Origin of the sequence: Aromatoleum toluolicum, from assembly GCF_012911005.2 — a bacterium.
GTDB lineage: Bacteria > Pseudomonadota > Gammaproteobacteria > Burkholderiales > Rhodocyclaceae > Aromatoleum > Aromatoleum toluolicum.
Window position 1 is genome coordinate 88,180 of record NZ_WTVS01000006.1, and the last position, 21,683, is coordinate 109,862.

Sequence of the window (21,683 nt, forward strand, 5' to 3'; positions counted from 1 at the left end):
GAGGGACATGCGTCCAACCGAAATCCCGCTCTCGGCGGGCAAACGCCTCACATTTCAGAATGTCGGATTTTTGCAGGAGCCTCTATCCACAATCAAGCCATTGAGAAGTACCGATCTCAATGCTTTGGTAAGGGTCTTTCCCGTTAGTTCGTTCGGCCTCCGATACCATTCAATGAGTACTCCGTCATGGGCCGCCATCACGATTGATGCCAGTTCATCACTACCGGAATCGGACCGAAATACACCTTCGGTTTGGCCTTGTGCGATCAACTGTTCGACGTGCCCATACATCCGACGGTAAATGGCCTTAGCCCTTTTCTCAATATCATCTCCGGTACCGGAAAAATCGATGGACACAAGAATAAGCAATAGGACATGCTGCGGCTTAGTCACCCCTAGGAGTGCTTGCATGTTGATGAATTTCACCAGCTTCGCGTCGGCGAGCGGACCCGCGTTCGCCATGTACTCATCGATCGGATCAACAATGTACTTTTCTGCTTCCTCAAGGAGCATCAGCATGATTGCGTCTTTGGTCTTGAAATAGAAATAGATCGCACCCTTGGTCAATCCTGCTCTTGCCGCGATCATGTCGATCGTTGTCGCACGGTAACCATTTTTGACGAAAAGATCGAGCGCACAGCCCAGTATATTCTCGGTACTGGCCTTCCTCTGCTCTTCCTTCTTGTTCAGCTTTCTCATGATGTCTGGAGATGTTCCAATGGATTTGCCTCTCGGCACTTCAGAGAAGGTTGGCAATTTTAAGTGAGAACGCCGCATTCTGAACGTTCGCCAGCCAGTCGACCTCGGGTTGTCCAGAAAGCGGTACGCGGCCACCGTCTCCGCGGATTGGCCAACAACCATTCCATCAGCACCTTCGCCCGCTTGTCCAGTTTCTCGTCACCCAGCGCCATCCCCGAAAATTCCTCCGCCACCCAGGCCTTCGTCGCCAATCGGTCACCCAAACTGTAAGAGTAGACGCATTTTACGCTGAGTTTACAATCGCTTGGTGTAAGTGATTGAAGGTCAATGGATATTTCGGTCGGCGCGTTGGTGGTGAAGAGTTGTGTATAATAATATAAATTACAAGAGTATTTCGTGATGTACGGAATTGATGGATACCTGACTTCGAGCATCACCGCGCGGGCCGGGATGCCCACTTACACTCGAGGCAGTGGCTTTTCGTGAGCATCGACAGTTGAATCAGCTCGCCCAACGAGCGGACGCCCAGCTTGCTCATCAGCCGCCCCCTATGCGCCTCCACGGTTTTGGGGCTGATCCCGAGAAGTCGGGCGATTTCCTTGCTGCTATTTCCATCGACGACGAGATCGAAGATTTCCTTTTCCCTCAGTGAGAGGCTTTCCAGGCAATCACGATATTTGTCGCGCTCACTTTGCTTGCCGATCGCCTCCTTACTCTGAGTCAGCGCAGCATTGACCGCATCAAGCAGATCCTGATTGCGATAGGGCTTCTGCAAGAAATCTATTGCGCCCTTCTTGATCGCCTGCGCGCCCATCTGCGCATCCCCGTATGCCGAGAGAAAAATGATCGGCAAATTGAAGCCGCGCTGGCACAAGATCTCTTGAAGCTGCAGCCCGCTAAGCGCCTGCATTCTCACGTCAAGGATCAGGCAACCGTAGGAACCTGAAATATCCGCGTCGAGAAACGCTTGCGGCGAGTCGTACATCTTCACGTCTAGCGCGATCGAACCAAGCAACCAGCTCAACGAATGGCGGACCGACTCTTCATCATCGACGACGAACACGGTCGGCGAAAGGTTTTCGACCTGCATTGTCTCCTCCTTTGTTCATGGCCTTCGCCGCCCGAGACTCTTCGGTCTTCATGTCGGCGCGGACCTCTCCTACATCGGCAAGGTGAATTGAAACCGTGATCCCCCCCTGCCGATCCTCGAAAACGAAAGCTGCCCGCCGTGCGACTCGACGATCGAGCGGCAGATCGTCAAGCCAATGCCCATCCCATCGGGCTTCGTGGAAAAGTATGGTTCAAACACACGCTTCGCGGACCGCTTCTCCAGGCCCGTGCCGTGGTCCTGGACGAAAACCTTCATCGCCCCACCCTCGCCGACTATCTCGCTTCCGATGACGAGCTTGCGCGCCTCGGATGGCAGGCCCGTCATCGCCTCCATGCCGTTCTTCATCAGGTTGAACAAGACTTGCTGGATCTCTACCTTGCACAGCGGCACCAGCGGTGGATCCTCCAGTAATCGGAGGTCGACACTGACATCATGACGACGGACCTCGAAATTGAGGAACGAGAGCGCATCCTTGATCACCTCGTTGATGTTCTCGGGCTCCTTGTCCGGTTTATGCTTGCAGACGAACTCCTTGACGTGGCGCAGTATCTCGCCCGCTTGCTCGAGATACTTCAGCGCGAACCCCATGGACTCCGAAATCTCCCCCACGCCTTCGACCCGCTCGAGACGGAGCATGCAGCCGTTCAGGTAATTGACCGCCGACACCAGCGGCTGCCCCATCTGGTGCGCGAGGGCGGCCGCCATTTCGGCCATCGAGTTGATCCGGCCGAGCCGCGTGAGCTCCGCGTGGCGCAGCCGTTCGAGCTCTTCGATGCGCTTGCGGTAGGTAATGTCGGTGAAGGCGGCGACGACGAACTGCCGGTCCTTGCGCTCGATCAGCGACGAGCTGACGCTCAGCCAGCGCAGCTTGCGCGCCTTCTCGTCGCGCATCCCGATTTCGATGTTGTTGATCGAATCCTTCTGAAAATCGCGGATCTGCCACGGCAGGCGGTGCCGCGGGATCTCCGTTCCGTCGTGCAGGAAGAAGCGCAGCGGCAGTTTCCGCCAGCTCTCGGGCGAGGCGCGCCGCAAGCCGGCCATCTCCGCGAATTGGCAATTGGCCTCGAGGATGTCGCCCTGCGGATCGGTGATCGAAATCCCGATCGGCAGCATGTGGAAGAGCTTCTGGTATTTCTCGCGATTTTCGTTCGCGGCCTCCTCGGCGCGCTGGCGCGTCGCGACTTCCTCCTCCAGGCTCGCAACGTGCCGGCTAAGCTCCACCGTCCGCTGCTGCACGACGATTTCGAGCTTCTCGACGTCGGCCTTCAATTCATCCTCGATCCGCTTGTGCTCGGAGATGTCCTGCACCACCCAGATACTTCCGAGTTGCAGGTTGCGCGGGTCGAGCAGCGTGCCAGTGACGATGCACCAGATCAAGGTGCCATCCTTCCGAACGAACGGACGCTCGTCCTTGAAAGTGTGCTCGCGCTCGAAAAAATGGCCGTACTTCCGGCCGATTGTCGAAAACGATTCGTCGCTCGGGTAGTGCACCCGGACCGATTGGTTGTCGAGTTCTCCGGGCTCGTATCCGAACAATTCCTCGTATCGTCGGTTACAGCGCTTGATCGTGCGGTTTCGGAGATGGCAGATGGCCACGGGCGTGTTGCGGAAGATCGCCTCGTAGCCGACCGAGACGTCCTCGCCCTGCTCATCGTCGAATTCCACCGCGACCACGTCATTCTTCATGGAGCACTACCTCCTCGCAACCGGCAACCCGGGAACCGGTCTATCTAACCGCGCGCTGGCCCCATTGGCCGCCGATCCGACCCCGTCAACCCTGAGCACTTCCGATTGTGCGCCCGTGACGCAGCGGCCGCACTAGGGACAACCCCTCTTTGCTTAAGTGTTCGCACCAATTGGTCACGTTCGGCGAATGGTGCTTAAATTCAATTCACGGGGCCAGACTCGCGCTGCCGAACCTGACTCCTCCGGTGCATGATACTCGTCTGCTTCCAAAATTGTTTGGTTTGCAATGAACCGCAGAGGCTGTCGTGAGAATTCCTGTTGTTACCGAAATACAGAGGTTCAGCCTGCAGGACGGGCCCGGGATCAGGACGACCATCTTCCTGAAGGGCTGCCCGCTACGTTGCCCGTGGTGCCACAACCCCGAAACCCAGGACGTGAGACAGGAGTTCTACTATTACCCGGCGCGCTGCGTCGGCTGCGGCCGCTGCATGGCCGTCTGCCCCGCGGGAACATCCCGCCTGGTGCACAACTCGGACGGCCGCACGATCGTCGAACTCGACCGCACGGACTGTCAGCGTTGCATGCGTTGCGTCGCCGCCTGCCTGACGGACGCGCGCACCACGGTCGGGCAACGCATGAGCGTCGAGGAAATCCTGCGCGAAGCGCTGTCCGACTCCCCCTTTTACCGCAACAGCGGCGGCGGAGTCACCATCAGCGGTGGCGACCCTCTCTTCCATCCTTCGTTCACATTGGAGCTGGCGCGCAGAATCAAGGAGCGCAACGTCCACGTCGCCATCGAGACTTCCTGCTTTCCCAAGCGTTGGGAGGTTATTCAGCCGCTGCTGGAATTTGTCGATCTGTTCATCGTCGACCTGAAATCGCTGAATCCAAAGAAACATGAAGAAGTCGTTGGTTGGCCACTTCAGCCGATACTCGACAACATCGAGCATCTCATGCGATCCAAGGCCAACATCCGCATCCATATTCCCGTGATCCCTGGATTCAATGATTCCCCCCAGGATTTCGACGACTATATTAGTTATTTGAGTCGCCATACCATGCAGCTGGAGGGTGTCGATATTCTAAATTACCACGTCTATGGAGAAGGAAAATATCGCTCCCTGGGCAGGGAAAAAGAATATCAATATTTAGGTGTGGAAGAGAACCCGCCCGAGAAGGTAGTACCTCTTGTCAAAGGTTTGAAGCTTGCAGGCATCAAGAACGTAACGATTGGCGGTTTGGTTGGCATCACGGCGGACAAAGACGAGACTGATCGCGATGCCGCCACAAGGTGTATTACATAAACAATAGGAGACTCATCTATGGAAACCACCACATGTAAGCAGTGCGCAAACTTCTTTCCTCTTCCCAAGGATGCCGATGATTACGAAGCCGGCAAGGCAGATTGCGTGCGCGAAAAGGAAGATGACAAAGGCAAATACTGGCTCTCCAAACCTATATTCGAGAACAGCACGCGATGTGAAGCCTTTCACGCGAAACGATAAAACCAAAGTTCGAGGAGACTGCCATGAATGACATCGCAAGCGCCAAGGTACTGGAATACAAGGGAAAAACGCTCAATTTCACACCTGAAGATCCGGCCGAAGCAAAGATTCCATCCGACGAGTTGCACGAGCATCTGCAAAAGCCGTCGACCGCAAGAACCAAACGGCTGAAGGAGCGTTGCCGCTGGAAACACGCATCCGCAGGCGAGTTCATCGAAAAGAGCGTCACGGCCGGCATCGAGCGCATGCGCTATCTGACCGAAGCACACAAGGCTAGCGAGGGTCAGCCGGAAGTCATCCGCCGCGCGCTCGGCTTGGCGAATGTTCTGAACAAGTCAACCCTGGTGCTTCAAGAGGACGAATTCATCGTCGGCTACCACGCCGAAGATCCGAACATGTTCCCGCTGTATCCCGAATTGTCCCACATGGCGGTTCAGGACTACCTGAGGAGCGACTACTCGCCTCAACCGGCCGACGAGGCTGCCGCGATCAATGATTACTGGAAGCCGCACAGCCTGCAAAGCAAGTGCCAGCCCTACTTCGACCCGGCCGACCTCGGCCGTATGTACCAGGTCAGCAGCATGGAGGCCCCCCCCTTCGCGTCCGGTTACAACAGTATCGTACCGCCCTACGAAACCGTCCTTGAGGACGGCCTGCTGGCGCGCATCAAGCTCGCCGAGAAACATATCGCCGAAGCCCAGGCCGACATGTCCACCTTCCCGTGGAACGGCACCAAGGGCCTAGACAACATCGCCAAGATCGACCACTGGAAGGCGATGGTCATCGCCTGCAAGGCGGTCATCAGCTGGGCGCGCCGTCAAGGCCGTCTGTGCCGGATCGTCGCCGAGAATTTTGAAACCGATCCGAAGCGTCAGGCCGAGCTGCTCGAAGTTGCTGACATCTGCCATCGCGTTCCCGCCGAGCCCTGCAAGGGCCTCAAAGACGCGATGCAGGCGAAGTTCTTCACCTTCCTGATCTGCCACGCCATCGAGCGCTACGCGAGCGGCTACGCGCAGAAGGAAGACACCCTGCTGTGGCCGTACTACAAGGCCTCCGTCATCGACAAAAAGTTCCAGCCGATGGACCACATGGGCGCGGTGGAACTCGTCGAGATGGAACGTTTGAAGATTTCCGAGCACGGTGCCGGCAAGTCGCGCGCCTATCGCGAAATCTTCCCGGGCTCGAACGACCTGTTCATCCTCACCGTCGGCGGCACGAACGCCAAGGGCGAGGACGCATGCAACGACATGACCGACGCCATCCTGGAAGCGACCAAGCGGATCCGCACTGCTGAGCCCTCCATCGTCTTCCGCTACAGCAAAAAGAGTCGCGAAAAGACGCTGCGATGGGTTTTCGAGTGCATCCGCGACGGTCTAGGCTATCCGTCGATCAAGCACGACGAGATCGGCACGGCGCAGATGAAGGAATATGCCAAATTCAGCCTCAACGGCAACGGCGCCACCGACGAGGAAGCCCACAACTGGGTCAACGTGCTGTGCATGTCGCCCGGCCTTCACGGTCGCCGCAAGACACAAAAGACCCGATCGGAAGGCGGCAGTTCGGTCTTCCCGGCCAAGGTGCTGGAAATCACGCTCAACGACGGCTACGATTGGTCGTACGCGGACATGCAGTTAGGCCCGAAGACGGGTGAACTCTCCTCGTTGAAGACCTTCGAGGACATCTGGGAGGCCTTCCGCAAGCAGTATCAATACGCGATCAACCTTGGCATCAGCACCAAGGACGTGTCGCGCTACTTCGAGCAGCGCTACCTGCAGTTACCTTTCGTGTCGGCAATCGACGACGGCTGCATGGAATTCGGCATGGACGCTTGCGCCCTGTCCGAACAACCCAACGCCTGGCACAACGAGGTCTCGACGGTCGTCGCGGCGAACTCCCTCGTGGCGATCAAGAAGCTGGTGTTCGAGGAGAAGAAGTACACCCTGGAACAACTCAGCCAGGCACTGAAGGCGAACTGGGAAGGCTTCGAGGAAATGCGCGTCGACTTCAAGCGCGCGCCAAAGTGGGGCAACGACGACGAATACGCCGACAGCATCGTCTCCCGATTCTACGAGGAAGTCATCGGCGGCGAATTGCGCAAGATCACCAACTACTCTGGTGCCCCGGTCCTGCCGACCGGTCAGGCTGTCGGCCTGTACATGGAAGTGGGTTCGCGCATGGGCCCGACGCCCGACGGCCGCTTCGGCGGCGAAGCGGCTGACGACGGTGGCATTTCTCCCTACATGGGCACCGACAAGAAAGGCCCGACAGCGGTGTTGCGCTCGGTGTCCAAGGTGCAGAAGAACCAGAAGGCCAATCTGCTGAACCAGCGCTTGTCGGTACCCATCATGCGCTCCAAGCACGGTTTCGAGATCTGGAACGCGTACATGAAGACCTGGCACGAACTGAACATCGATCATGTTCAGTTCAACGTCGTCAGCACCGACGAAATGCGCGCGGCGCAGCGCGAACCAGAGAAGCACAGTGATCTCATCGTTCGCGTGTCCGGCTACAGCGCCCGGTTCGTCGACCTTCCAACCTATGGGCAGAACACCATCATTGCCCGTCAGGAACAGGACTTCAGCGCGTCCGATCTCGAATTCCTAAACGTCGAAATCTGAAAAAAGCAGCCAAACGGAGGGGCAGCGTTCTGCGCCCCTCCACCCATAGTCAAACCAAATATATTGGAGCCATAACATGGAAGCGGAAAAGAGCTTGCAAAACCAGCCGTATACCGAAGTCGGCACAGCGAAGCCCTGCCGGATCTGCAAGTGGCAAACCCCTGACCCCACCGATCCGCACCGTGGGCAGTGCACCGCCAACCGCCACGCCATGGGCGGAGTCTGGAAACGCTGGCTTAGGGACGTCGAGAACACGACCTGCTCCAGGCATGAGGAAGGCAAACTGAGCTTCCGCGACCACGTCTGAACACCGGACAGAAGTGGCTTACCTCCCGACCGCGTTGACGATAGATCATGAAAACCTCTCCTAGCACAAATGGCTTGTTCATCCCGGAAGTGGACCCCTACTACTATGTAAGTACGGAAAACCAGAGCTTTCTCGATAAATTCGCCAAGATATCCAAAAAGCACCCCGTCAACGTCTTGGTGGTCGGCAAACAGGGCTGCGGCAAGTCCTCTCTGGTGCGGCAATACGCCGCCGTCAACAGGCTGCCGCTGGCGACCTTTCAGATCGGCATCCTGTCCGAGCCGGGACAATTGTTTGGTGAATACGCGCTGGAGAACGGGGAAACGCGCTACAAGCAGTTCCTCTTCCCTCAGGCCATCCAGACGCCCAACTGCGTCATCCATCTCGAGGAGATCAATCGCCCCGAACACCCGAAGGCGTTGAACATGCTGTTCTCCATCCTCTCCGATGATCGACAGGTATGGATGGACGAACTGGGCCTGCTGCAAGTGGCGCCCGGGGTCGTTTTCTTCGCGACGCTGAACGAGGGCGCCGAATTCGTCGGCACGGAGCTACTCGACCCGGCCCTGCGCGACCGCTTCTATGTCACGACCATGGATTTTCTGCCGAACGAAGTCGAAATGGAGGTGCTGGAAAAGAAGACCGGCGTAACAAACGAGCAGGCCAGGGAAATCATCACGGTGGCGAACAGCATTCGCGCCAATGCCGACCTCGGCGTCGACGTTTCCACACGCAAGATCCTGATGCTCGGCGAGATGATCGCCGCCGGAGGTACGCTGCGCGAGGCCATCGTGACGAGTCTCCAAACCGACAAGAAGACGCTCGAGTCGGTTTTGCTGTCGCTGCACGTCAATCTGGGGAAGGTGGAAAAGAGCAAGACCGAATACGTTCAGTACATTGCCGCCTAAGGTTTTCCATGGCCAAGAACAAGGACACCACACTTCGGCTGATGAACAGCGCGGGAGACGTCAAGCGCTTCGTCATCCCAGGTGAGGAAGGCTATTCGGACTTCTGGCGTCGCGACAAATCCCCGATCGAGTCCGTCGAGTTGGTGAAGCTATTGGTCGCGATTCGCAAACTGTCGACCTTCATCGGACGCAACGTCGGCGAAATCGTCTGGTCGGGAATGGAACTCGACAATGCGCTCGCCCTCGATCCAACCCCGATCATGGGCACGTATCCGGTTCCGGCGGGAAAAACCGATCTGATGGTCGGCATCATGGTGCAAGAGGCGTACAAGCGTGTCGAGTGGTCAGAGCGTCTGCGCGAGATGCTCAGGCTGCGCGTCCAGCCCCCGACGCAGTACGAATACAAGTTCGACATGTTCTTCACCCTTTGCGAGTCCGTCTACGTCGACGGCCTGGCCAACAAGAGCGTGCTCGGTTACTACGCCGAGGTGGCGCGTGACTGGCGTATCGTCAAGACGCTGAAGAGCCTGATCAAGCCGCCCACCCTCTCCGAGATGTTGCACCTGTGGTGGCGCTTGGCGGCCCATCGCGACCCGGAACTCTACAAGCAGGGTCACAGCGATCTCACCCTGGGTGGCCTGGTGATGCGGGGTAGCCTGGACCAGTATTACAGCAAGCCGATGCAGACCATGAACAGCATCGTGCCCGCCCTGCGCCACGACTGCCCGGCGCTCTCGAGCGTCAGCGATCGGCGCGATTTCCGCCTTGATCTCTATGAAAAACTCTGGTGCGAAGTGCTCAAAAACATCCGCTTCTGGCCCGGGGATCGCAGCGATCGTTTCATGATCCCCGACATGGGCGATGATGAACTGGCCCAGGAAGAGGCGGAGCAAGCAGCAGTCAAGGCCACCATCGTCAATTACGCCAACCTGATCGAGGCGGCGCTGCCGCAGAAGAACCGCGATTTCACCGATCAGATCAAAGGGAACGTGGCAAATTTCGAGAACGTCGCCCGAGTTGAGGGCAACGACATCGTCATGATGGCGCGCAACCGCGTCGATCGCCACCTTTTGCACAAGCTTGAGCAAGTGGTGCGGAACGCCACCGATCGCCGCAGCGTCTTCAACCGCGGCCTCAGTTCGGGGAAGATTCATAGTCGGCGGCTTTACCGCGCCCACACCACCGGCGCAGTGTTCCAACAAAAGAATCATGAGTTCGACATGCGCAAGAATGTCGTACTGCTGGTGGACGCGACGGGGTCGATGGCCGACCCGACGCAATGGGACCAGGCGGAAATGATCTACCAGACGCTGTTCACCGCGATTCTGGAATACACGAGCAACGCGCGACTATTCGCCTACAACGATGTCAAGAACGCGTGCCGCATCACCGAGATCTATCGTGGTGGCCGCATGCTGACGGTGCTGCCGCACGGAAGGACTGCTTCCGGCGAAGCCATCATCGCCACGGCATTGAATACCCGCACGCCGGGGAAAAAAACGCTGCTGATCCACATCACCGACGGCGCCTCGAATTGGGGGTGTGGCGTGGCGGATGCCATCAAGTATTGCAAGGGCAACGGTATCAGCCTGCTCACGCTCGGCATCAGTTGCAGTCTGTCCGCAAAGCAATCGCTACGGGACGAATACGGCACTCTCGTGAAGTTCGTCGACAAGACCGAACAATTGCCGAAGTTGTTTGGCGAGTTGATCATCAGTGAAATGCGTGAATCGAGGACGCCACAGAAGTGAACTCGTCCTTGCTCAACCACGTGCTGGAAGCCGAATGGCAGATGTTCGTCCGCGTCAGGAGCGCGCGGCACGCCCCCTGTCAGAGCGCTCCAGACAACTTCAAGACGATCCGCTCCAGTCTGTTCGAGACGTGGACGCAACCGATGCTCGCCTCCTATCTTGCCGATCTGGAACAGGCCGAGGCGGTCGGCCGCAACCTGCTTGCGGAAAAATACGCGCGCATGGACAACCTGATTCCACCACTGTCAAACAGCCCGTTGATCGACATCATCGTCACGATGGAAAGCAATTGGCAGGAAGAGTTGGGACGTCGCTATCCCGCCCTTTATCGGCGATGTTGCCGCAGCATGGATGAAACCGGCGACGGCCGGAACTTCGGAATCTATCTGGGCTGCGAACTGGAAACCTACGGCGATCATACATTGCAGTTGTATTTCGAGAATATCGAGGCAGCCGTCGCCGCCAATCGCAATCTCGCGCTCGAGGCCCTGCGTCGACTGGTATGCAAGAACGGCTATCGCGACCTGGATCACGCCGAGAGCGTATTGAAATACGGAGAGACGGCATGAACATCGACGTCAGGCTGAATCTGCTCGGCGTATTGGGCATCAAACAAAGCGAGCTTGCCATCGATACACCGGCGAATGCCACGGTCGCCACGTTGATCAGCTTGATCGACCAGCACAATCCCGGCTTCGCCGCGGCACTGACGAACGACAGCGGAGGCATCTCGCCCCAGTTCGTATTCTTCATCAATGGCCGAAACGCCGTACATCTGGATGGCATGAACACCAGACTCGACGCAGGCGATGTCGTCAACGTGATTCCGGCCATTGCCGGCGGCTGAAAGGGGGCGTCACATGATCGTCGACCGGCCGGAATCGCATTTCATCTTCGTCGTTCCTCTGGATCACGTCGAGTACCGTTACAACTACATCAACCTGCGCGGCGCGCCGCTGACCAACAAGCAATATCTGGAACATTGGGGAAAATGGCTTGTGTTCGGCCTGCGCGAGGAAGTCGAGGAACTGGCAAGGAAGCTGGACCCTTATGTCGAGGAAAAGAAGATTCCCGCGGTCAAATACGACCGCAAGCTGATCACTGAATTCCAGCTCAACCGCTGCGTCATGTGTGTCTATTGCCACGATGAAACCAAGGACGAGGTTTGGGAAATCCTGGCCGCGTTGGGCGTCATGGACAAGGCATGGATGTACGAACGGGAGACGCTGGAGAAATGGCTGCCCGGCGGCGTCAATCTGGAAAAATGGATCCAGGGACGCGGGCTGGATCATGAACAAGCTGAACGCGTACGCGCCGATGCACGTGCGAAGTTCAAGAAAATGTTCGCCGACGAGAATGAAATTTTCACTGGCGTCTATCAGTAGTCGGAACCGTGTTCGGCCAAGCCATGCCCCTTCCCGCCCCCGGCCGCGAAACCGAGTGGATCGCCGCACGCGCCGAAGCCTCGCGCTACGTGCTGTCCGAACACGTGATCCGCTCGCTGATGGCCGGATCCGTCAACGGGGCGCAGATCGAAGCGGCGCTACGCACCGGCCGCATCATCGAGGAGCACAGGCACGTTGAGCGAGTCCCGGCCTACCTGCTGTGCGCCGTCCACGACGGCAAAGCGGTGCACGTGATCGCTGCACCACAGGCCGATGGCGGGCTTGTCGTCACGCACGCCTACGTCCCGGCGCCGCCCTTGTGGCGCACCGCCTTGCATCGCTCCGAGGGGATAGCTGCAATGTCCGATCCGATCACGACCTGCTACTTCTGCGGCGGAGCCATCAAGCAGGTGACTGTCGGCAATTTCGACTACCGCCTGGAAGGACGCCTGTACGTCATCAAGAAGGTGCCCGCCGGACTGTGCCAGCAGTGTGGCGAGAAATACGTCGATGCCGGGGTCGGTCGGCGGCTCGATGCACTGATCGCGCAGCAGGCTTTCACAGGCAGCGAAACCGTCGGAGTCATCGACTACGCGGCCGCGCCATGAACGGCCTGACCCTCGCCGAGCGGTATTTCGAGCGCTACGGTGGCGAACTACTCGACGGAGAATTCGCCGCGTGGCGCGATCGCATCGCGGTCGGCCTCGCTGGCGATGGCTCGGACTGCCTCGGGTTCGACGACGAACTGTCCCGCGACCACGATTGGGGTCCCGGCTTCTGCCTGTGGCTCACCGACGCAGACCACGTCGCGATCGGCCCCGCGCTACAGCGGGTCTACGAGCGGCTGCCGAAATCGTTCGCCGGCTTCGAGCGCGCGACAACCGAATGGGGCAGCGGGCGCGTCGGCGTGCTTAAGACGGGCGAGTGGTACAAGCAGTATCTCCGCCATCCAGATGGTCCGCAGACTCTTTTTGACTGGTTGCGCGTTCCGGAGAAGGATCTAGCGGCGTGCACCGCCGGCCGCGTCTTCCACGACCCGCTCGACGATTTTTCACGACGCCGGCGGCGGCTGCTCGCGTTCTATCCCGACGACGTGAGGCTCGCGAAGATCGGGGCCCGCTGCATGTCGGTAGGCCAGTCGGGCCAGTACAACTTCGCTCGCGCGCTCGCTCGCGGCGAGATCTTCGCGGCGCGATACGCGGAGATCAAGTTCTGCAACGATGTGATGTCGCTCGTCTACTTGCTGAACCGTCGCTATGCGCCCTACTACAAGTGGCTGCACCGCGGTTTGCTCACGCTGCCGCAGCTGGGTCGCTTCGTCCATGCGCAGGTCGAGGCCCTGGTGCACTCGGCCGACGCAGAAGAGAAGCGCGCGCGCATCGACGCGCTGTGCGAGGTTACGATTGCCGAAATGCAGGCCGAGGGACTGACCGGCTCCGACAGCCCCTTTCTCGTCGATCACGGTCCGCTCATCCACGAAAAAATCGACGACCCCGCTTTGCGGCGCCTGAGCGTCCTGGTCGGGTGAACGAGCGCCAACGGAGACCCTGCATGGCAATACGTGTACTGGTGATCGGCGGCAGTTATTTCTCCGGCCGGGTATTCGTGGAAGAAGCGCTGAAGATGCCGGACGCCGACCTACACGTCTTCAACCGCGGCAACCTGCCCTTGCGCATAGAAGGCGTCACGGAGCACGTCGGCGACCGTGAGCGACCCGGGCAGATCCGTGATGCGATTCCGGATGGAGAATGGGATGCAGTCGTCGATTTCTGCGCTTACACCCCTGAGCACGTCGAAACGTTGCTCGGCAACCTGCGCGGCTCCGTCGCCCACTATCTGCTGATCAGCACGACGACGGTGTACCGGAAGCCCTTGGGCCTGCCAGTCGACGAGAGCGCACCGATGCTCGCCGGCCCGCAGCCGGAACTGGGGGAATACGCAGGGTACGGGTACGGCAAATGCCTCGCCGAGCAGGCTGCGCGCCGCGAGTGCAAGCGCTTGGGGATCGCGTTGACCGTGCTGCGACCAGCGATCATCTATGGTTATTACAACTACGCACCGCGCGAGACGTATTTTTTCGACCGTCTGCGTAACCGCGACCCCATCGTGATCCCGGAAACGGAGGCGTCGCTTTTCAACTTCATCTGGGTCGTCGACATGGCGCACCTCATCTGGGCATGCATCGGTGATCCGCGGGTCTTCGGCGAAGCGTTCAATCTCGCGTCCCCCGAACTGGTGTCCTACGGACGCATCGTCGAAGCGCTCGGTCGGATCACCGGCAAGGATGTCACGACGCAGCGGCTGTCCGTTGGGGAGATTACGCGCAGGAAGATTCCGCTGCCCTTCCCGATCGATGAGTCCCTCGTCTACGACGGCGCAAAGATCGACCGCCTGTTCGGTTTCGAGCACACCCCCTTCCACATCGGGCTGCGCGAGGCGCTGAAGTACTACCTGATGATCAAGCGACGCGAGGCGGTGGTTGGCGAGGCGCAATGATTGCCGACCTGATCCTGTTCAACCTGGTCGCCTACACGCCCCGAGCGCGGGCGGGCGGCGCCGATCTCGTCGCGATCCGCGAGGGCAGGATCCTGCACGTCGGCGACCGCTCAGCGCGCGCGCCGCTCACCGGGCCGCACACGCGGCTCGTTGACTGCCAAGGCGCGACTCTGATTCCGGGCTTCAACGACGCGCACTGCCACCCGGTTGCCTTCGCGATGACCACCCGCTATGTCGATTGCGCGCCGCCGCGCGTTGCGAGCATAGCGGATCTCATCGACGGATTGCGCGCCCGTGTAGCCGAGACGCGCCCCGGCAACTGGTTGCGCGCGGCGAACTGCGATCCGGCATACCTGGCCGAGCGGCGGCTGCCGACTCGCTGGGAGCTCGACCTCGCATCGCCCGCGCATCCGGTAATCGTCGTCGAGCGCTCCGGGCAATATTGCGTGCTCAACAGCCGGGCGCTCGCGATGTGCGGCATCGACGAGCGGGCGGAACCATCCGACGCGGGCACAATCCAGCGTGATCCCGCGAGTGGCGGCGTCAACGGCGTCGTATCCGGCAACCACGCCCAAGTTGCCGCCGCGCTGCCACCGCTCGCACCGGACGAGATCGAGGCCGGGCTGCGCGCCGCCGACCGCGTCTTCCTCGAATCGGGGATTACCTGCCTGCAGGACACGAGTTGGTCGAACACGCCCGCGCATTGGCACGCAATGGCCGATTACAAGCGGCGCGGCCTCGTCGGACCGCGCGTGTCCTTGTGCGCCGGCGCCGACAGCATTGAAGCGTTCGCAGACTTGGGGCTGCGCACGGGCAGTACCCATCGCGACTGCGCGCCTGACGAACTGCGGATTGGCGCGGCGAAGATCGCGCTCGACGAGAGCACAGGCAACCCGGCCCCGCCGCAGGAACTGCTCGACGCCACCGCGCTCGCGGCGCACCTCGCCGGCTTCCAGCTCGCCTTCCACGTGCCGGACCTCGCACTGCTCGACCGGTCGCTGAACACCCTGGACTGGTTTGCCGCTCACGGCCTCGCGCCGCGGCTACGCCCGCGCTTCGAACACTGCCCGGCCTGCCCGCGCGAATGGCTGGATCGCGTAGCCGCGAGCGGCGCGATCGTCGTCGCGCAGCCTTCGCTGCTGCGGCTGGCGGCGCCGGCGCTGCACGCGTGTCCGCCGGACCCCGCGCAGCCCCCGCTGTTCCCGTTCCGCTCATTCCTTCGCCACGGCATCCCGCTCGCGTTCGGCTCCGACGCGCCGCTGGTGTCCTGCGCGCCGCTCGAAGGCCTGAAGGCGGCTGTCATGCGGTGCGACGATGCAGGCCGCGAGGTTGCCGTCGAGGAGGCGATTTCGCTCGCCGACGCGCTGCGGCTCTACACGTGGGGCAGCGCGTGCGCGAGCTGCGACGAAGAGGCGACCGGGGCGATTGAGGCCGGTCGGCGTGCCGACCTCGTGCTGATCGAGGGTGCAGGTGATTGGACTACCGCCGACGACCTGGCTCGGGCACGGGTCGCCATGACTCTGATCGGTGGACGGATCGTCTGGACGCGATAGCGCCGCAACGGCAGGAGCTTCCGCACGCAGTGTCCGGCTGCCACCAGGGACGACGGCGCTCTCAGCCGGCGCTGAGCCGCGGGTTGAGCGTATAGCGCGCCGTCAGCGAGGCGCGGTCAAGGACGCGGCCGTCGATCGCCCGGAGCACGTCAGGTCCGGTGAACTGCCCCTCCAGCGGGCAACGATCCAGATCCACTGCGTAGAGCGTAAAGATGTAGCGATGCACGCGCCCGTCGTTCCACGGCGGGCACGGACCGTCATACCCGAAATAGAGTCCCGCCATGTGCGCATCCCCGGCAAAGCCGCGCGTGAAATCGTTGAGCCCGTGCCGCGCACCGTGCCGCGCTGCGGGCCCCGGCTTTCCGCGCGGCATGACACCGTCGGAGAAGCGACCCTCCGAGAGTCCGCGGCACGTCGGCGGCAGATCGACCAATACCCAGTGGAAGAAATCGACCCGCGGCATCGATTCGGGTATCACAACGTCGACGCGGTTGACGTGTTCGAAGCGGCTCGGCACATCCGGATCATGGCACAAGAGCACGAAGGAACGCGTGCCGGGCGGCGGCGCATCCCATTCGAACGAGGGATTCCGGTTCGCGCCGAAGCGCACGTGCTGGGTGGCATCCGGCACCCCGAAGGCATGTGTTTCAGGTATACGCCCGCCGTCGCTGAAACAGCTGCTGCTCAGTCGCATCATTTGCTTCTCCTTACGCGCGGGGCGTGCGCCCGCCGCCCCGCTGCGTGGTCGCCGGTATTTGCCAACATCCGGTCAGGCGCCGCGAAACTCCGGCGCGCGCCGCTCGCCGAAGGCCTTGAAGCCCTCCTTGCGGTCCTCGGTGTCACGCAACACGCCCCACAGCAGATGCGAGTAAAGGATGCCGTGCTCGAGCGGCATGTCCTTGCCGAGCACTGCGGCTTGCTTGGTCGCCTGCACGCTCAGCGGCGCCGCGCTGGCGATCTTCTCCGCGTACGTTCGCGCCAGGTCCGCGAGCGCCGACGGCTCGACCACGTCGCTGACAAGCCCGTAGCGCAGCGCCTCCTCCGCAGAGATCATCTCGCCCGTCAGCAGCATCTTCATCGCCACCGCCTGCGGGATCGCGCGCGGCAGCGCCTGCGTGCCGTTGAGGCCGGCGAGGCTCGCGACCTTCACTTCGGTCAGCCCGAACTTGGCATTCGACGAGGCGATCCGCATGTCGCACGCAAGCGCCATCTCGAGCCCGCCACCCACCGCGTAGCCGTTGATCGCGGCGATGATCGGCTTCCACATCTTCATGTGCGGCAGGATCGGCTGGCCCTCGCGCAGATAGGTCGCTGCCATGCACTCGGTGGGCGGCGGTGCCTTCTTCATGTCCGTGCCTGTGCAGAACGCCTTTTCGCCCGCACCGGACAACACGGCCACGCGGATGTCGGGGTCGGTACGCACGCGCGCCCAGATTTCGGCGAGATCGCAGGTCGATTCCGGGTCGAGCGAGTTCATCGCTTCCGGACGGTTCAGGGTGACGTAGGCGACGTGATTCTTTACTTCCAGCGTTACCGGCATTGCTGTTCTCCTCTCTTCCTTTACTCCGGCCCGCCTCAGGCGGCCATGAACGGACTGTAGGTGCGGCCGTCCGCGAGCAACTTCTTAGCGATCGACATGCGATGAATTTCAGATGCGCCCTCGACGATCCGCCAGATCCGCACCATCCGCGAGACGTATTCGATGCCCAGCTCGCGCGACAATCCGAGGCCACCGTGCAACTGGATCGCGCGGTCGGCGACACGCGTGAGCATTTCGGTCGCGGCGATCTTCAGGGACGACGCCTCGATGCGCAGATCCTTGTGGCCCTGATCCGACTTCCAGGCGGTGTAGTAGAGCTGCAGCCGGACCTGCTCGAGTTCGACGGTCGAATCGGCGATCCAGTTTTGCACCGTCTGACGCTCGGCGAGCGGCTCGCCGAAGGTCTTCCGCAGGTTCGCCTGCTCGATCATCATCTGGATCAGCCGCTCGGCCATGCCGGTGCAGTGCGCCGCGAGTTCGATCCGCCGCACGCCGAAGCGGTTCTGCAGCGGAATGAAGGCATCGCCGACCTCGCCCAACACTGCGTCGTCGCCGACCCGCACGTTATCGAGATAGACGGTCCAGGTCGGCATCGCGCCGATCACCGGAATCTCGGCGCCGATGCGCAGTCCCGGCGTATCCTTGTCGAGGATGAAGGCAGTCAAGCGCCGCTTGGTCGCCGCCTCCCTGTCAGTCACCGCGATGCAGATGAAGAACAGATCGTCCTTGTCGCACTTGCTGATGAAGATCTTCGACCCGTTGATGACCCACTGCCCGTCAACGCGCACCGCCGTGGTTGTGAGGCCGCTGATGTCGGAGCCCGCGCCCGGTTCGGTCGCCATCATTGCGGATTCGATCTCCCCGCGGCAGTAGCGTCGCAGGTATTTCTCACGCTGCGCCGGCGTGCCGCACTCGTCGAGGTAATAGAGGTTAGGGGCATCGGGCGGCAGCGTGAAGCCGTGATGCGAGAAACCGATCAACGACTTCGACATTTCCTCGACAACGAGGGTCTTGGCGAACATGCCGAGCCCCTGTCCACCAAGTTTCTCGTCGACCTCGATGCCCCAGAAGCCCATCTCCCTGGTCATGTTCATCAGCCGAGCATGATCGGCGGCCGGCAGCAGCGTGTACCCGTCGGTCCACATCCGCATCTCCCGCTCCAGCAAGACCTTTTCCAGCGGCATCAGCTCGTTGGCGGTGAACCGCCGGGCCACCTCCTTGAGCATCATCTGTTCTTCGGATAAGGAAAAATCCATTTTTTCGTCTCTTGTCCTGTAGTTATCGGGGCCGATCCGTCGAACTGCTTCTTCATTCGGCGTCGGAGCGCATCAAAGACTCGAACATGTCCGCGATCGACGTGCTGCCGTTGTTGCGGCATTTCTCGGCAGCGGCCTTGACGCCGTCCTCGAAAACAGCCATCAGCGCCTCGCGGATCATCGCCGAGTCGTGACAGCCGCCGACCATGAGGCAGGCCGCGTAGGGGTGGTATTCGCCCATGGCCACCGTCATGCCGCACTCGGGGCACTCGTGATGCGAGATACCGGCTGGCGCGGAATTGCCGACCCTGGCTTGTCGCAGTTGTTGCTTGTACATGATTCGTCCTCCTCCTGGCTCGATCCGCGTCCGTCACGCGACTGCCTCGACGGTCGCCCGCATCACTGGTCGTCAACAGTCACACCAACACCTCCTGACTGACCAGATTCTCGATTTCGTCCTGCGAATAGCCGAGCATCTCGCCGAGCACATCGCGGGTGTGCTGCCCGATCGCCGGCGCAGCGGTCTTCATTTCCAGCGGGGTACGCGAGAACACGATCGGTGCGCGGTTGTAGAGCGTGACGCCGACCTCGGGGTGATCGAGATAAGCCCAGAAGCCGCGGCGTCGCATATGCTCATCCTCGATCGCCTCGCGGGCATCCCGCACCTCGCCTGCCGGGATCCCCACCTTCAGCAGCGCCTCCATCAACCAATCGCCGTACTGCTGCGCAGTCCAGCATTCGATGCGCTCGTTCAGCTCGACCTCATACCGGCGTCGCATTGCGGCAGTCGCGAAACGCTCCTCCTCGGCCCACGGCGGATTGCCCATCACGCGCCGCAGCGCCGCCCACTGAACATCGTCGAAGACCGCGATCGCGATCCATTTGCGGTAGCCCAGGGTCGTATAGATACCGTGCGGGACTGCTTCCGGATCGCCGTAGCCGAGCGGCCCGAGCGCCTCGCCGTTGGCGGCGAAGGCCATTGGCGCGCTCGGCGTCATGCAGATCGCCGATTCGAGCTGCGACAGGCTGACTGTCTGGCCGCGTCCGCTGACCTCCCGCTCAACCAGCGCCGCCATGATCCCAAACAAGGTATGTGTCGGTACCATCACGTGATCCGTATAGTTCGTGCCGGTGCCGAAGGGCAACTCGCCGGGGAAGCCGGCACGCGCGGTCAGCCCGCACAGCGCGTTGAGGTTCACGCCGTAGCCCATGTACCGGCTGTGCGGGCCATCGGTGCCCTGCATGCTCATCGTCACGTAGATCGCGCGCGGATTGATCTTCTGCACGTCCTCCCAGCCGAGCTTCCATTTCTCCATCTGGCCGACGCGGAAGTTATTGATGACGATGTCGCTCTTCGCGATCAGCCGGACCGCCACCTCGCGCGCAAGCGGGTTGTTCATGTCGAGCGCGATGTCCCGCTTGTTCGCGTTGCGCGCGGCGAAGTAGCCGCTGCGGTCGAGGCCGGTGCCGATGCCGTCCTTGAACGGCTCGCCACGGCGCAGTATGTCGGGACGCTTGACGCTTTCGATTTTGATAACGTCCGCGCCGCATTGCGCCAGTACGCTCGTGGCGATCGGCCCAGCGCCGACCCACGAAAAATCGCACACGACAATGCCCTCCAGGGCACCCTCAACGCTGTTCAACATACACCGCCCCCGTTCGCACGAGTTCATCGATCTCGAGTCCCGAATAGCCACATTCGGTTAGTATTTCCCGCGTGTGCTCACCGATGCGCGGGGCATTGCGTCCGAGTTGCCATTGCAACTCGCCGAACTCGTACGGCGCGCCCGGGTAGGTAATGTCCGCACCGAGCGTTTCGTTGAACTGAGTCTTCCAGAATTTCCGGTGCAAGAGCTGGGGGTTCGCGAGCAGATCCCGGCCGTTACTGACTGGCGTCACCGAGACGCTGAAGCGCTGCCCCATTTCATACAGGTAGGCCTTGCTGCGGGTTCTGGTATAGCGCTCGAAGACGCGGCAGAAGGTCGCGTAGCCCTCGGTCGAGCACCGGTACGCGAAATCGATCCACTTGTCGTCGTCGAGAAGCTTCCATTCCTCGACCCCTTCGGCCTCGAGCCAGCGCACGAAGGGCGTCCACATGCCCTTGTTGCGCCCCATGATGGCGACCAGCATGATGTAGCCGTCGACGCACGGATGCAGTGTCCCGCAGCCCGCCTCGCGCCCGCGTCCGCGCCGGATTTTGCCCTCGAGGTCCCAGAACTGCGCCGCATTCTCGAGCGCCATCGCCTCGGCCTCGATGCAGGCCACGTCGACCACCTGGCCCCGCCCGGTACGCTGCGCGCTGAACAGCGCGATCGCACTACCGACGGCCGCATACGCCTCGGCCATCCGGTACGCCTGGTTGTCCGGCGCGCGCACCGGCTTGTCGCCATCTACGCCCGCGAGATAGAGAAAGCCGCTCAGCGCAGAACACGTCAGATCCGAACCGGGATAAGCCGCCAGCGGCCCGGTGCGCCCGAACGGAGTGACCGAGGTCTGCACCAGACTGGCGTTGTCGCGACTCAGCACATCGTAGGACAGGCCGAGCCCGTCCAGATAACCCGAGCGGCAGCTCTCAACGAGCAGGTCGGCGCTGCCGCATAGCCGGCGGAACACCGCACGCCCCTCCTCATTCTCGAGGTCCACCGCGAGGCCGCGCTTGCCCGCGTTGTAATAGAGGTACGGTAGACTCGCCTGCACACCGGGTTCATTGCGGAAATAGGGGCCGACGCGGCGCATCGGATCGCCCGCGGGCGACTCCACGTGGATCACGTCAGCACCCAGCCCGGCGAACATCTTGGCCGCGTACGGCCCGAGTTCGCCGGTCAAGTCCAGCACCCTGAATCGCGAAAAGTCCTGTCCCATCTCACA

The 21,683-nt window shown here is 61.1% G+C and carries 22 protein-coding genes and 1 pseudogene; 13 read left to right on the top strand and 10 right to left on the bottom strand.

The features are described 5' to 3' along the window. Window positions 1-54 precede the first annotated feature (54 nt). From GPA27_RS04595 to GPA27_RS04605, 4 genes and pseudogenes are all read right to left on the bottom strand, one after another. Window positions 55-699, bottom strand: a complete 645-nt coding sequence (locus GPA27_RS04595) for a TetR/AcrR family transcriptional regulator (protein WP_050417930.1) — start codon at window positions 697-699, stop codon at window positions 55-57. A gap of 88 nt (window positions 700-787) precedes the next feature. After that, window positions 788-962: pseudogene (locus GPA27_RS29595) on the bottom strand (transposase DNA-binding-containing protein); the annotation flags it as partial. A 170-nt stretch (window positions 963-1,132) separates the two neighbouring features. Beyond that, complete coding sequence (locus tag GPA27_RS04600) at window positions 1,133-1,789, bottom strand: response regulator transcription factor (protein WP_050417931.1); 657 nt, start codon at window positions 1,787-1,789, stop codon at window positions 1,133-1,135. A gap of 69 nt (window positions 1,790-1,858) precedes the next feature. Further along, window positions 1,859-3,496 (bottom strand): PAS domain-containing sensor histidine kinase, encoded by a 1,638-nt coding sequence (locus tag GPA27_RS04605; protein WP_050417932.1) that lies wholly within the window; start codon window positions 3,494-3,496, stop codon window positions 1,859-1,861. Between the two features lie 305 nt (window positions 3,497-3,801). Between GPA27_RS04605 and bssD the strand changes: the two genes are divergently transcribed. From bssD to GPA27_RS04670, 13 genes are all read left to right on the top strand, one after another. Then, entirely contained in the window at window positions 3,802-4,800 is a 999-nt protein-coding gene (gene bssD, locus GPA27_RS04610) for a [benzylsuccinate synthase]-activating enzyme (RefSeq protein WP_169138095.1), read from the top strand. Between the two features lie 18 nt (window positions 4,801-4,818). Then, on the top strand, window positions 4,819-5,001 hold the full coding sequence (locus GPA27_RS04615) for a benzylsuccinate synthase gamma subunit family protein (protein WP_083447108.1): 183 nt from the start codon (window positions 4,819-4,821) through the stop codon (window positions 4,999-5,001). Between the two features lie 23 nt (window positions 5,002-5,024). Further along, the gene (locus GPA27_RS04620) at window positions 5,025-7,619 is read left to right on the top strand and encodes a glycyl radical protein (RefSeq protein WP_169138098.1); all 2,595 of its coding nucleotides are present in this window, start codon (window positions 5,025-5,027) and stop codon (window positions 7,617-7,619) included. A 76-nt stretch (window positions 7,620-7,695) separates the two neighbouring features. Beyond that, the gene (locus tag GPA27_RS04625) at window positions 7,696-7,926 is read left to right on the top strand and encodes a benzylsuccinate synthase beta subunit family protein (RefSeq protein WP_050417935.1); all 231 of its coding nucleotides are present in this window, start codon (window positions 7,696-7,698) and stop codon (window positions 7,924-7,926) included. A 47-nt stretch (window positions 7,927-7,973) separates the two neighbouring features. Next, window positions 7,974-8,834: an AAA family ATPase gene (locus tag GPA27_RS04630; RefSeq protein ID WP_050417936.1), complete on the top strand. Its 861-nt coding sequence runs from the start codon at window positions 7,974-7,976 to the stop codon at window positions 8,832-8,834. An 8-nt stretch (window positions 8,835-8,842) separates the two neighbouring features. Next, window positions 8,843-10,585, top strand: coding sequence for a vWA domain-containing protein (locus tag GPA27_RS04635; RefSeq protein WP_232299294.1), 1,743 nt, complete (start codon window positions 8,843-8,845; stop codon window positions 10,583-10,585). Beyond that, window positions 10,582-11,154 carry a DUF4125 family protein gene (locus GPA27_RS04640; RefSeq protein ID WP_169138100.1) on the top strand — a complete coding sequence of 191 codons (573 nt, stop codon included), beginning with the start codon at window positions 10,582-10,584 and terminating at the stop codon, window positions 11,152-11,154. Before GPA27_RS04635 ends, GPA27_RS04640 begins: the two co-directional genes overlap by 4 nt. Next, window positions 11,151-11,432 (top strand): MoaD/ThiS family protein, encoded by a 282-nt coding sequence (locus tag GPA27_RS04645; RefSeq protein WP_050417938.1) that lies wholly within the window; start codon window positions 11,151-11,153, stop codon window positions 11,430-11,432. Before GPA27_RS04640 ends, GPA27_RS04645 begins: the two co-directional genes overlap by 4 nt. Before the next feature lie 13 nt (window positions 11,433-11,445). Beyond that, window positions 11,446-11,970 carry a hypothetical protein gene (locus GPA27_RS04650; RefSeq protein ID WP_169138102.1) on the top strand — a complete coding sequence of 175 codons (525 nt, stop codon included), beginning with the start codon at window positions 11,446-11,448 and terminating at the stop codon, window positions 11,968-11,970. Window positions 11,971-11,993: 23 nt separating this feature from the next. After that, window positions 11,994-12,578, top strand: coding sequence for a YgiT-type zinc finger protein (locus GPA27_RS04655; protein ID WP_169138104.1), 585 nt, complete (start codon window positions 11,994-11,996; stop codon window positions 12,576-12,578). Further along, window positions 12,575-13,498: a DUF4037 domain-containing protein gene (locus GPA27_RS04660; RefSeq protein WP_169138106.1), complete on the top strand. Its 924-nt coding sequence runs from the start codon at window positions 12,575-12,577 to the stop codon at window positions 13,496-13,498. Before GPA27_RS04655 ends, GPA27_RS04660 begins: the two co-directional genes overlap by 4 nt. Window positions 13,499-13,521: 23 nt before the next feature. Then, window positions 13,522-14,466, top strand: coding sequence for an SDR family oxidoreductase (locus GPA27_RS04665; protein WP_169138108.1), 945 nt, complete (start codon window positions 13,522-13,524; stop codon window positions 14,464-14,466). Continuing rightward, entirely contained in the window at window positions 14,463-16,019 is a 1,557-nt protein-coding gene (locus GPA27_RS04670; RefSeq protein WP_169138110.1) for an amidohydrolase, read from the top strand. Before GPA27_RS04665 ends, GPA27_RS04670 begins: the two co-directional genes overlap by 4 nt. A gap of 61 nt (window positions 16,020-16,080) precedes the next feature. Here the strand turns inward: GPA27_RS04670 and GPA27_RS04675 are convergent, their stop codons facing one another. The 6 genes from GPA27_RS04675 to GPA27_RS04700 all read right to left on the bottom strand — a co-directional run bounded on the left by GPA27_RS04675 (window position 16,081) and on the right by GPA27_RS04700 (window position 21,677). Further along, complete coding sequence (locus GPA27_RS04675) at window positions 16,081-16,713, bottom strand: YbhB/YbcL family Raf kinase inhibitor-like protein (RefSeq protein ID WP_169138122.1); 633 nt, start codon at window positions 16,711-16,713, stop codon at window positions 16,081-16,083. Window positions 16,714-16,788: 75 nt separating this feature from the next. Further along, complete coding sequence (locus GPA27_RS04680; protein ID WP_169138114.1) at window positions 16,789-17,559, bottom strand: enoyl-CoA hydratase/isomerase family protein; 771 nt, start codon at window positions 17,557-17,559, stop codon at window positions 16,789-16,791. A 35-nt stretch (window positions 17,560-17,594) separates the two neighbouring features. Then, window positions 17,595-18,815: an acyl-CoA dehydrogenase family protein gene (locus GPA27_RS04685; RefSeq protein WP_050417946.1), complete on the bottom strand. Its 1,221-nt coding sequence runs from the start codon at window positions 18,813-18,815 to the stop codon at window positions 17,595-17,597. Window positions 18,816-18,867: 52 nt separating this feature from the next. Beyond that, window positions 18,868-19,152, bottom strand: a complete 285-nt coding sequence (locus GPA27_RS04690) for a hypothetical protein (protein ID WP_246260938.1) — start codon at window positions 19,150-19,152, stop codon at window positions 18,868-18,870. A gap of 79 nt (window positions 19,153-19,231) precedes the next feature. Beyond that, window positions 19,232-20,461, bottom strand: coding sequence for a CaiB/BaiF CoA transferase family protein (locus GPA27_RS04695; RefSeq protein ID WP_169138116.1), 1,230 nt, complete (start codon window positions 20,459-20,461; stop codon window positions 19,232-19,234). Then, the gene (locus GPA27_RS04700; protein WP_050417948.1) at window positions 20,445-21,677 is read right to left on the bottom strand and encodes a CaiB/BaiF CoA transferase family protein; all 1,233 of its coding nucleotides are present in this window, start codon (window positions 21,675-21,677) and stop codon (window positions 20,445-20,447) included. Before GPA27_RS04700 ends, GPA27_RS04695 begins: the two co-directional genes overlap by 17 nt. Window positions 21,678-21,683 lie beyond the last annotated feature (6 nt).